Raw genomic sequence first — 10,341 nt, 5'->3', positions numbered from 1 at the left:
GACCGAGGATGAGACGCCGCGCGATCCCGCCCGGCTGATCGTGACCGACCCTGATGCCATCGCCTGGTTCCTGCGCACCCGTCCCGGCCTCATGCGTCGCGATGTCCGGGCTGGCACGTTCCGCAAGGTGGCGCTCTGGCTTGGCGGGGCGTCGGCGGCCGTTGTGCTGATGCTTTTCGTCATCCTGCCGGGACTGTCTGATTTCCTGGCCGACAACCTGCCGGTCGAGACAGAGGTGGCTTTTGGAAAATCGGTCATGGCCCAGATCGAATGGATCGTCAGCGATGAGGATGGCACCGATCTGACCTGCACCAATGAAAAGGGGCTTGCTGCACTGGACGCGATGAAGGCCCGGCTGATCGGTGACCGCGACATTGGCTATGACCTTGACCTCAGTGTCTTCGATCATGAAATGGTCAACGCCTTCGCTGCCCCCGGCGGGCAGATCGTGATCTTTCGTGGTCTGATTGATGAGGCGGAGAGCGCCGAAGAGGTGGCCGCCGTTCTTGGTCATGAGATCGGACATGTCGTCGCCCGCGATCCGACCCGGCTTACATTGCGCTCTGTTGGGTCGGCGGGCATCCTATCGGTTGTTCTGGGCGATGTGACCGGCGGGACGGTGATCGCCGCGGCGGGGGATCACCTTCTGCAAACCTCATATACCCGCGATGCCGAGGCTGCGGCGGATGTTTTTGCGCTGGGGCTTATGAACGATGCGAACATTGATACGGGCCCGATGGCCGGGTTCTTCGACCGCATCGCCAAGATGACCGATATCCTGCCGGAATATCTGTCCTCTCACCCGCTGAGCGCCGGACGGGCCGAGGCCGCGCGTGCCAATGCCGAAACGCATGAGGATACGACGCCGATCCTGACCGGGGCCGAGTGGCAGGATCTGCGCAAGATCTGCGCGGATTGAGGTTTCAGGCGGCCCACATCCGGATCAGGTTCGACCGGGTCTTGGTCAGCGTGTCGAGCAGGGCGGATTTGCCTTCCCGGGCATGAACCTCGGCGATGGATCGGTCGAGATCGAACAGGATTTCGCGCTGGCCCGCGTCGCGGATCCAGCTTTGCACCCAGCCGACAATGCAAAGGCGTGTGCCCGCCGTGACGGGTTCGACCCGATGAAGTGCGGTCGAGGGGTAAAGGATCAGATCGCCGGGGGCGAGTTTGAAGGCGCGTTCCTCTGCCGTGTCGGCGATGATCAGCGCGCCGCCCTCATAGCTGTCAGGATCGTTCAGGAAGAGGGTGAACGACAGGTCAGTCCGCAGCCCCTGCATCAGTGCGTCATCGACATGCATGCCGTAGGTCTGGCCTTCGCGGTAGCGCGAGAGAATGAGTTTCGTCATCGCCTTCGGTCTGGCGGCAGAGGTGAAGACCGGATGCGCCATAAGCGCCGTCGTCACTTTGGTCTGGATCGCCTCCAGCCCGGGCGAGGGCACAGCCTGATCATTGGCCTTGATCTCGCGCGCGATCTTGCCTGCCGTGGCACGTCCATCGGCGAAGGACAGCGTTTCGGCGGCCCCTTTCAGGGCCGCCACTTCGTTGGCGTTCAACACGCCCTCGATTGCGATGAACATGGCCTATTTCAACGCATAGGCCGCGAGTTCGATCTTGGCCGCCGCCGCGAGAAGCATCCCGGCATCGCCAAGTGGCTTGCCCTCGGGCGAAACGCCGGGCAGGGCCGCATCCGTTTCAGCGAGCGCGGCGAGCGCTTTTTCGCCAAAGGCATTCTCGGCTTCATCGTCTTCGTCGGCCATGTGTTCAGCAACCGCGCGCGCGACCTGAACGAAACCCCAGGCGTCCTGATATTCATGCAGATTGGAGACCGCACCATCGACGATGCCGATATGGTATTCCTCTGCTGCGATCCGGACGAGACCAAGGACGGAGGCCGCTTCGCCTGCCTCACCGGCATGGGCATGATCACGTGCCTCTTCGATCTTGATCAGCACGGCAGAGAATGCAGCCTCGGCGTCACCGACCGGCGCGCCGCTTTCAACGGCGCTTGCAAGCGCAGTCAGTTCGTCGGCAAAGCCCGGAGCGCCGAACTGGTCGAGATGGGCCTCAAGCTCGGTATAGATCTCGTGCTGGGGGTGTTTCATATGGGTGATCGCCTGATCGGCAAGACCTGCCTGATAGAGCGTGATCCCGGCGCGCAGATGACCTTCGATGAGGCCAAGATCGGTCAGAAGTTCGACGGCTGCGTCCATGTCTTCGGCATGTCCGGCCTCACCGCCTTCGCCGCCCTCACCCCCTTCGGCCTGGGCGAGCCAGAGTTTTTCCGGTCCCTGGGCATCGAAGCTGCCGTTGCCTGCGGCATGGGCAGGGCCGGTGAGCGCCACGGCCACAGCGGCACCTGCCATGGTCAGGGATGTCCAGCGCTTGGGGTCAACCTTGCGCGCGGTGCGGGGGGAATCGGTCATTGGAAAATCCTCTTCTGCGGTATCGGTGCAGGCATAGCGCTGACGTGCGAGGGCGGTCAAGAATAAATCTGAGTAATTTACTCAGAAAATGCGTATGCCTTGAAAATATGCCGAAATATGCCCGGAGGCGTGAAGTGACAGAGGTGGCGAAAGTTGGCATTTGGCGCTTTCACCGTATATCGTCGTTGGGTGGTACGGGACATTGCGGACATTGCCTGATGCGCAACGCAAGCCGGGCGAGTGGCTGCCCGTGGGGTGGCGCCGCGACCTTTATTCAGGGTAGTTTATAGCGGCAAAGTCCCTCTGATCTCTTGTGATGCGCGCGGCCTCAAAAGCGCCGGCCCGCCGGGACGGGCAGGCGCTCGCCCGGCGCCTTCGGCTTGTTTCCGGGCGAAGGCTCGTCCGGGTCGACGACCGCAAAGGACACAACGCGGGCCAACCTGGTCGCGTTGCAGTGGTCCACAGGCCATCAGCCGCGCCGGGGCGGGCCTGTGCGGCTTCTGTAAATCATGGCCGTGGAAAGAGTGGCGCCGTCAGCCGCGCGTATACATGCCTTCGTAGATCGGGCTCAGCGTCTCGGCGTCGAAGAGCGAGGAAACCGAGGTGCCCGACCAGATGTTCATGATCGCCTGCGCGAACATCGGTGCGGTGGGCACGATGCGGATGTTCTTGGCGGCCTTCACCGGTGCCGTCGGTTCGATGGAATCGGTGATGACAAGGCTTTTCATCACCGATTTGGTGATCCGTTCGACCGCCGGGCCGGACAGCACACCGTGCGTGATGTAGGAATGCACTTCCTTGGCGCCGCCCTCCATCAGCACCTCGGCCGCCTTGCAGAGCGTGCCGGCCGTGTCGCAGATGTCGTCGACGATGATGCAGGTCTGGCCCGAAACATCACCGATGACCGTCATTTCGGCAATCTCGCCCGCCTTGACACGCCGCTTGTCGACGATGGCAAGGCCGCAGCCGATGCGCTGCGCCAGTTCACGGGCGCGGGCCACGCCGCCGACATCGGGCGAGACCACAGTCACTTCGTTCAGGCGGCCCTTGAAATGGTGCTCGATGTCGAGGGCAAAGATCGGCGAGGCATAGAGGTTGTCCACCGGAATATCGAAAAAGCCCTGAATCTGCGCCGCATGCAGGTCCATCGTCAGGACCCGGCCGACACCAGCTTCGGTCAGGAGGTTCGCCACCAGCTTGGCCGAAATCGGCGTGCGCGCCTTGGCGCGGCGGTCCTGACGGGCGTAACCGAAATAGGGGATCACGGCGGTGATCCGGTCGGCCGAGGACCGGCGCAAAGCATCGGTCATGATCAGAAGCTCCATCAGGTTGTCATTCGCCGGGTTCGATGTCGACTGGATGATGTACATGTCCTCACCGCGGACATTCTCGAAGACCTCAACGAAAATCTCCTGATCGTTGAAGCGTTCGACCCGCGCATCGACCAGCCCGACCGACATGCCCCGGTGCATCGACATCCGCCTTGCGATGGAATTGGCCAGCGGGCGGTTGGAATTGCCGGAGATGAGCTTCGGCTCGGTCATGGAGGGCATGGCGGGTCCTTGTCGTTCGGGGCCGCAAAACCGGGCCGGATGACGGATTCGTGACGTTGCCACCCGCTTATCATCGGGCTAGCGTCCGGGCAAACCCGAAGGAGTGCCGGAAATGCCACATATCGACTACTTCCTGACCACGCTGTCGCCCTTTGCCTACCTTGCCGGCACCCGGCTGGAGGAAATCGCTGCGAAACACGGTGCGACTGTGACCTGCAAGCCGGTTGATATCGGCGGTCTGTTCGGGCGCACAGGTGGCACGGCGCCGAAGGACCGGCATGACAGCCGCAAGGAATACCGATTGCAGGAAATCACCCGCCAAGCCGCCAAAGCGGGGATGAAGATCAACCTTCAGCCGATGTTCTGGCCGACGAATGCAGCGCCTTCTTCCTATGCGATCATCGCCGCACAGGCCGCGAAAGGGAAAGGGGCGGCGGGCGATCTGGGCGCTTTCGTGCATTCGGTGCTGCGGGCCTGCTGGGCCGAGGAACGTGACATTGCTGCGGACGAGGTGATCCGCGACCTGCTGAGCAAGGCCGGGTTCGAGGCGGATCTGGCCGACAAGGGCCTGCTTCTGGGGGCCGAGACCTATGCCAACAATCTGGAAGAAGCGGTGAACCGGGGGGTCTTCGGGTCGCCCTTCTATCTGGTCGATAGCGGTCAGCGTTTCTGGGGCCAGGACCGGCTCGACGATCTCGACCTGCATCTGGCGGGCAAGCTCTGATGCCGCTTGAGGACCGGGCAGGGTTTCCGACCTGTTGGCAGACTTTCGGCTCCGGACCCCGTCCGGCGCTGGCGGTGCATTGCTCGCTGGCCAGTTCGAATGCCTGGGCGGAGGTGATGCAACGGTTGGACGACCGGATTACCCTGACCGCCTTCGATATGCCGGGCCATGGCCGCTCGGCGGATTGGGCGGGGGAGGGTGATTTCCTCACCCGTGCCACCCAGATCGCCGCAAGTTTCGTTGAGGAACCGGTGGATCTGATCGGCCATTCCTTTGGCGCGGTCGTGGCACTCCGTCTTGCCATCGCGGCCCCCGAAGCATTCCGCACCCTGACGCTGATCGAGCCTGTGCTTTTTGCGGCGACGCGGGGCGAGCCGGTATGGGAGGAGCATCTGGCGAACAGCGCGCTTTTCGAGCAGATGTTGACCTCAGGCGAGTATGCGGCGGCGGCTGAAGCCTTTACGGCGATGTGGGGCACCGGCGTCGACTGGCAGGCGATGAACGACAAGTCCCGCCGCGAAGTAACAGCGCGTATCCCGCTGATCGGGGCGGGGGCGCCCGCCTTGTTTGAGGACAGCGGTGGTATCCTTGCGCCCGACGCGCTCGAAAGCCTCCACATGCCGGTCCTCCTGATCCGGGGCGAGGCCTCGCCGCCGATCATCGAACGTATCGCCGAAAACATCGCCGCGCGCCTGCCCGATGTCGGCATCGCCACGGTGCCGGGCGCGGCCCATATGGTGCCGGTCACCCATCCGGATGAGACCGCCGGTCTGATCGGGGTCAATCTGGACCGTGCGGCGGGGTAGGGCGGGGCCGATCGCTCCGGTGTCGCGTGACAGTGGCACCGGTGTCGGTATTCCGCGCGACCCGGCCATGATTTGTGGTTTTCTTGGACGACGACGCAACCCGCCGAAAGATCGTCATGGATCCCCTTCTGCAACCGTTCCAACTCAGGCATCTGACGCTGCGTAACCGCATCATGAGCACCGCGCATGCCCCGTCCTTTGAAGAAGGCGGTCATCCGAGGAACCGTTACCGGCTCTATCACGAAGAGAAGGCAAAGGGCGGGATCGGCCTGACCATCATCGGTGGATCGACCAATATCGCGCCAGACAGTCCTTCGGTTTTCGGCCAGCTCTATGCGGGCGATGACAGTATCTTGCCGTGGTTCCGGAAGCTGACCGACGGTGTCCGCGCCCATGGGGCCGGAGTGATGTGCCAGATCACCCATATGGGCCGTCGCACCGCCTGGGATAACGGTCACTGGCTGCCGGTCGCAGGACCGTCCGCGCGGCGCGAGAGGGCGCACCGGTCCTTTCCCAAGGCGATGGAGGCCGAGGATATCGCCCGCATCATCGACGATTTCGCGCGGGCCGCGCGGCGCTGTCAGGACGGTGGCTTCGATGGGATCGAGCTTCTGTCGCATTCGCATCTTCTGGGGCAGTTTCTCTCGCCGCTTGTCAATTGCCGGGACGACGATTATGGCGGGACGCTCGATAACCGGCTGCGGCTGACCCTTCAGGTGATTGAGGCGGTGCGGAATGCGGTCGGACCTGACCTGATCCTTGGCCTGCGCATCACCGGGGATGAACTTGCCGAGGGCGGGTTGGAGGAAGGGGAATGTGTGGAGATCGCGCGCAAGATCGCCGCGACCGGTGCGGTCGATTTTCTGAACATCCTTGCGGGCGCGCCCTATGACGATCTGGGTCTGGCCGGTTGGGTGCCGCCCATGGGCATGCCTGCCGCCGCTCATCTTTCGGTCGCGGGCCGCATCCGTCAGGTGGTGGCTATTCCGGTCTTCCACGCGGGCGGCGTGGCGGATATCGCCACGGCCCGCCATGCGATCCGGGACGGGCTGGTCGACCTGATCGGCATGACCCGCGCGCATATGGCCGATCCCTATCTGGTCGCGAAACTGTCGCGGGGCGAGGAGGAACGTATCCGCCCCTGTGTCGGTCTCGGCTACTGCGTTGACCGGGTCAATCAGGGCAAGGCGGCGGTTTGCGGCCACAATGCCGCGACGGGGCGCGAGGCGGCGATGCCGCATGTGATTGCGAAGGCGGCGCAGCGGCGCAAGGTGGTGGTCGTCGGCGGCGGCCCCGGCGGGCTGGAGGCAGCGCGGGTTGCGACCGAACGCGGGCATGACGTGGTGCTCTTCGAGGCGACCGACCGCCTTGGCGGCCAGATCGCGCTGGCGGCGAAGGGCACAACACGGCGCCAGATATGGGGCGTGGCCGACTGGCTGATCGGCGAGGTCGAGCGCATCGGGGTAGTTATCCGGATGAACTGCTATGCCGAGGCCGCCGATGTTCTGGGCGAAAGCCCCGACCTCGTGATCGTGGCCACCGGTGGCTGGCCCGCGCCGCTGGATATTCCGGGGGGCGACCTCGTGACCTCAAGTTGGGATGTGCTTGGCGGCGAGGTGCGGCTCTCGGGCGATGTTCTGTTGCTCGACGAGGTCGGGGATCATGCGGCCCTGGTTGCGGCCGATGTCCTGTCGCGCGCTCGTGTGCAGGTAACCGTCGTGACGCCGGACCGGATGGTGGCCCACGAACTGGGCCCGACCAATTCTGCCGTCGTCCTGCGCGACCTTGCGGCACGCGGAGTGGGGTTTGAGTGCTTCCTTGAGCCGGTGGCGGTGGCGGGTGAGGGCAACCGCAGGCGTGTCACCCTCAGGCATGTGCTGACCGGGGAAATCAGTGAGCGGATCGTGGATCATGTTGTGTCGGAACATGGCACAGTGCCCGCAGACGATGTCTATTTCGCGCTGAAGGTACAGGCGAAAAATCTCGGGCAACTGGACCAGACGGCCATGGTCAAGGGAATGGACCCTTTCCGCGAAAGCAATCCCGTTGGCACCTTCCTGCTTGCGCGGATCGGCGATGCCGTGGCGGGGCGAAACATTCATGCCGCCGTCTATGACGCGCTGCGGATCTGCAAGGCGTTTTAAGGCCACACGCCCAGGCAAAACCTGCGGTCAGGTGTTTCTGATAACTTTCGCGAAAGCATCGATTTCGGCCTCGGTCGTGCACCATGAGGCGACGAAACGGGCTGACAGGGCTTCGTCTTCCGGGCCATCCATGGATTGGTCGAAGGGCCAGAGATAGTAATGCGCGCCTGCCGCCATGGCGCGCCGGTGAGTGCCGCGTGGCAGATAGGCAAAGAGGATATTCGCCTCGCGGGGATGCATCAGGCGGGCGCCGGGCACAGCCAGAACCGCCTGTTCCAGCGCTGCAGCGCGGTCGTTGGCGGCACGCGCAAGCCTGAGCCAGAGCCCATCGGTCAGATAGGCCTCCATCTGTGCCGACAGATAGCGATGCTTGGAGAATAGATGCCCGCCCCGCTTGCGGCGCAGCTCGAACTCCCAGGCCTTGGCGGGATCGAAGATCACCACCGCCTCGACCCCCATGCAGCCGTTTTTTGTGCCGCCGAATGACAGGATGTCGACACCGGCCTTCCAGCTCATCTCGGCCGGGTTGGCATTGGTGGCGACAAGCGCATTGGCAAAGCGCGCACCGTCAAGATGAACCGGCAGATCGCAGGACTTGGCGACCTCACCCAATGCGGCAAGTTCCGCGGCAGGATAGACCGTACCGGCCTCGGTCGTATTGGTCAGCGTGACCATGCCGCGCTGGGTGGCGTGGACAAAACCCTGTGGTGTCGCTGCGATAATCCTGCGCAAGGCATCCGGCGTCATCTTGCCATCCGCGCCCGGCACCTTCACCAGTTTGCCGCCGCCAATGAAAAACTCCGGCGCACCGCATTCGTCCATTTCAACATGCGCGGCCTCGTGGCAGTAAACCGCGCCCCAGGGCGGACAGTAGGTTGCCAGTGACAGGGCATTGGCCGTCGTGCCGTTATTGACCAGATAGACTTCCGCCTCGGGCGCTTCGAATATCTCGCGGACCTGTGCGCGCACCCGGTCCATCACCGGATCGGCGCCGTAAGACGGGGCATAGCCGTGGTTCACTTCGGTCAGGGCGGCCATGATCTCAGGCGCAGCGCCAGAGGCGTTGTCAGAGGCGAATTCCATCACAGATCCTCGATGATGTGGTCTTCCCAGTCCTCTTCGGGGACTTCGAATTCCGGCAGTGTCCAGCCGCGGATCGACTGTTCGGCGGCATGCACGCTGTCCGGATCGCCCGAAATCAGCGGATGCCAGTCGGGCAGATCCTTGCCTTCATGCAAGAGCCGGTAGGCGCAGGTCGAGGGCATCCAGTAGGCGACCTTGGACAACGTTTTCGGCGTCAGCACGACGCATTCAGGGACGAACCGCTTGCGGTTCTCATACTGCCCGCAGCGGCAGGTCTGATCGTCCAGCAGGCGGCAGGAGATTCGGGTGAAGAAAACCTCGCCGGTATCGGCATCTTCCAGCTTGTTCAGACAGCATTTGCCGCAGCCGTCGCACAGCGCCTCCCACTCCCTCGGGGTCATCGAGGCAAGCGGGCGCTTCCAGAAATTCGGGCGCAGACTGTCGCGGGGGATATCGTGTTTCATGGCGCGCGACTTTGGCCGAGTGGCAGGGAAAAGGAAAGGGGGGGGGCGACCCGCAACGACCGGTACTCTGGCGTCGATGCTTGCTCCGCTTGCAAAAGAAAAGGGGCCCCGAACGGGACCCCTTCAACGTTCCTAAGCGGGAACGGCGTGATTACATCATGCCGCCCATGCCGCCCATGCCGCCCATATCGGGCATGCCGCCGCCAGCGCCCTTCGGCTCCGGCTTGTCGGCAACCATGGCTTCGGTGGTGATCAGGAGACCGGCGATCGAGGCCGCATCTTCCAGAGCCGTCCGCGTCACCTTGGCCGGGTCGATCACGCCGAACTTGAACATGTCGCCATATTCTTCGGTCTGGGCGTTGAAACCAAAGGCCGCGTCTTTCGACTCGCGCACCTTGCCAGCCACGACGGCGCCATCGACACCGGCGTTTTCAGCGATCTGGCGCAGCGGCGCTTCCAGCGCGCGACGCACGATCACGATGCCAGCATCCTGATCGGCATTGGCGCCCTTCAGACCGTCGAGCGACTTGCCAGCCTGCACGAGGGCCACGCCACCACCGACGATCACGCCTTCCTGAACGGCCGCGCGGGTCGCGTTCAGCGCGTCATCGACGCGGTCCTTGCGCTCTTTCACTTCGACTTCGGTCATGCCGCCAACGCGGATCACCGCAACGCCGCCTGCCAGTTTGGCAACGCGTTCCTGCAGCTTTTCCTTGTCGTAGTCGCTGGTGGTTTCCTCGATCTGGGTGCGGATCTGGGCGACGCGCGCTTCGATTTCGGCCTTTTCACCGGCGCCGTCGACGATGGTCGTCGCGTCTTTGGTGATCGAGACTTTCTTGGCGGTGCCGAGCATGTCCATGCCGACATTCTCAAGCTTCATGCCGAGGTCTTCCGAGATGACCTGACCACCGGTCAGGATCGCGATGTCCTGCAGCATGGCCTTGCGGCGATCGCCAAAGCCCGGTGCCTTGACGGCAGCGATCTTCAGGCCGCCACGCAGCTTGTTGACGACGAGCGTGGCCAGAGCCTCGCCTTCGACGTCTTCGGCGATGATCAGAAGCGGCTTCTGGCTCTGAATCACCGATTCCAGCAACGGAACCATCGGCTGCAGCGAAGAAAGCTTCTTCTCGTGCAGCAGGAT

General features: G+C 63.5%; 10 protein-coding genes. 4 read left to right on the top strand and 6 right to left on the bottom strand.

Annotated elements, in window-relative coordinates:
* Positions 1 to 919 (top strand): M48 family metallopeptidase (locus WBB85_RS15450; RefSeq protein WP_432639493.1); only part of this gene is annotated, 919 nt, incomplete at its 5' end.
* A 4-nt stretch (positions 920 to 923) separates the two neighbouring features.
* Here the strand turns inward: WBB85_RS15450 and WBB85_RS15445 are convergent.
* From WBB85_RS15445 to WBB85_RS15435, 3 genes are all read right to left on the bottom strand, one after another.
* A complete protein-coding gene (locus tag WBB85_RS15445) occupies positions 924 to 1,580 on the bottom strand; it encodes a Fe2+-dependent dioxygenase (protein WP_432639492.1) in 657 nt (218 codons plus the stop codon).
* Positions 1,581 to 1,583: 3 nt separating this feature from the next.
* On the bottom strand, positions 1,584 to 2,426 hold the full coding sequence (locus WBB85_RS15440; RefSeq protein WP_432639491.1) for a hypothetical protein: 843 nt from the start codon (positions 2,424 to 2,426) through the stop codon (positions 1,584 to 1,586).
* 533 nt (positions 2,427 to 2,959) lie between these two features.
* Positions 2,960 to 3,979 (bottom strand): ribose-phosphate pyrophosphokinase, encoded by a 1,020-nt coding sequence (locus WBB85_RS15435; protein ID WP_432639490.1) that lies wholly within the window; start codon positions 3,977 to 3,979, stop codon positions 2,960 to 2,962.
* Between the two features lie 112 nt (positions 3,980 to 4,091).
* Here WBB85_RS15435 and WBB85_RS15430 point away from each other — a divergent pair, with 112 nt between their 5' ends.
* The 3 genes from WBB85_RS15430 (at position 4,092) to WBB85_RS15420 (ending at position 7,653) form a co-directional block, all read left to right on the top strand.
* Positions 4,092 to 4,703 carry a 2-hydroxychromene-2-carboxylate isomerase gene (locus WBB85_RS15430; RefSeq protein WP_432639489.1) on the top strand — a complete coding sequence of 204 codons (612 nt, stop codon included), beginning with the start codon at positions 4,092 to 4,094 and terminating at the stop codon, positions 4,701 to 4,703.
* Complete coding sequence (locus tag WBB85_RS15425) at positions 4,703 to 5,509, top strand: alpha/beta fold hydrolase (protein ID WP_432639488.1); 807 nt, start codon at positions 4,703 to 4,705, stop codon at positions 5,507 to 5,509. The genes WBB85_RS15430 and WBB85_RS15425 overlap by 1 nt, the downstream gene beginning before the upstream one ends.
* Before the next feature lie 116 nt (positions 5,510 to 5,625).
* On the top strand, positions 5,626 to 7,653 hold the full coding sequence (locus tag WBB85_RS15420; protein WP_432639487.1) for an FAD-dependent oxidoreductase: 2,028 nt from the start codon (positions 5,626 to 5,628) through the stop codon (positions 7,651 to 7,653).
* A gap of 27 nt (positions 7,654 to 7,680) precedes the next feature.
* Here the strand turns inward: WBB85_RS15420 and WBB85_RS15415 are convergent, their stop codons facing one another.
* The 3 genes from WBB85_RS15415 to groEL all read right to left on the bottom strand — a co-directional run.
* Positions 7,681 to 8,736 (bottom strand): threonine aldolase family protein, encoded by a 1,056-nt coding sequence (locus WBB85_RS15415; RefSeq protein WP_432639486.1) that lies wholly within the window; start codon positions 8,734 to 8,736, stop codon positions 7,681 to 7,683.
* A complete protein-coding gene (locus WBB85_RS15410) occupies positions 8,736 to 9,200 on the bottom strand; it encodes a YcgN family cysteine cluster protein (RefSeq protein WP_432639485.1) in 465 nt (154 codons plus the stop codon). The genes WBB85_RS15415 and WBB85_RS15410 overlap by 1 nt, the downstream gene beginning before the upstream one ends.
* 151 nt (positions 9,201 to 9,351) lie before the next feature.
* Positions 9,352 to 10,341: chaperonin GroEL (gene groEL, locus WBB85_RS15405; RefSeq protein WP_432639484.1), on the bottom strand; the 990-nt coding region annotated here is incomplete at its 5' end.

This window comes from Albidovulum sp. (assembly GCF_049646345.1).
Classification (GTDB): Bacteria; Pseudomonadota; Alphaproteobacteria; order Rhodobacterales; family Rhodobacteraceae; genus Albidovulum.
The sequence above is the reverse complement of the archived record's forward strand: the minus strand, read 5'-3'. Positions and strand labels throughout refer to the sequence as shown.

Coding starts and splice junctions, on each gene's coding strand:
- WBB85_RS15445 (WP_432639492.1), bottom strand. CDS start 1,580: ATGTTCATCGCAATCGAGGGCGTGTTGAACGCCAACGAAGTGGCGGCC.
- WBB85_RS15410 (WP_432639485.1), bottom strand. CDS start 9,200: ATGAAACACGATATCCCCCGCGACAGTCTGCGCCCGAATTTCTGGAAG.
- WBB85_RS15440 (WP_432639491.1), bottom strand. CDS start 2,426: ATGACCGATTCCCCCCGCACCGCGCGCAAGGTTGACCCCAAGCGCTGG.
- WBB85_RS15430 (WP_432639489.1), top strand. CDS start 4,092: ATGCCACATATCGACTACTTCCTGACCACGCTGTCGCCCTTTGCCTAC.
- WBB85_RS15425 (WP_432639488.1), top strand. CDS start 4,703: ATGCCGCTTGAGGACCGGGCAGGGTTTCCGACCTGTTGGCAGACTTTC.
- WBB85_RS15420 (WP_432639487.1), top strand. CDS start 5,626: ATGGATCCCCTTCTGCAACCGTTCCAACTCAGGCATCTGACGCTGCGT.
- WBB85_RS15415 (WP_432639486.1), bottom strand. CDS start 8,736: ATGGAATTCGCCTCTGACAACGCCTCTGGCGCTGCGCCTGAGATCATG.
- WBB85_RS15435 (WP_432639490.1), bottom strand. CDS start 3,979: ATGCCCTCCATGACCGAGCCGAAGCTCATCTCCGGCAATTCCAACCGC.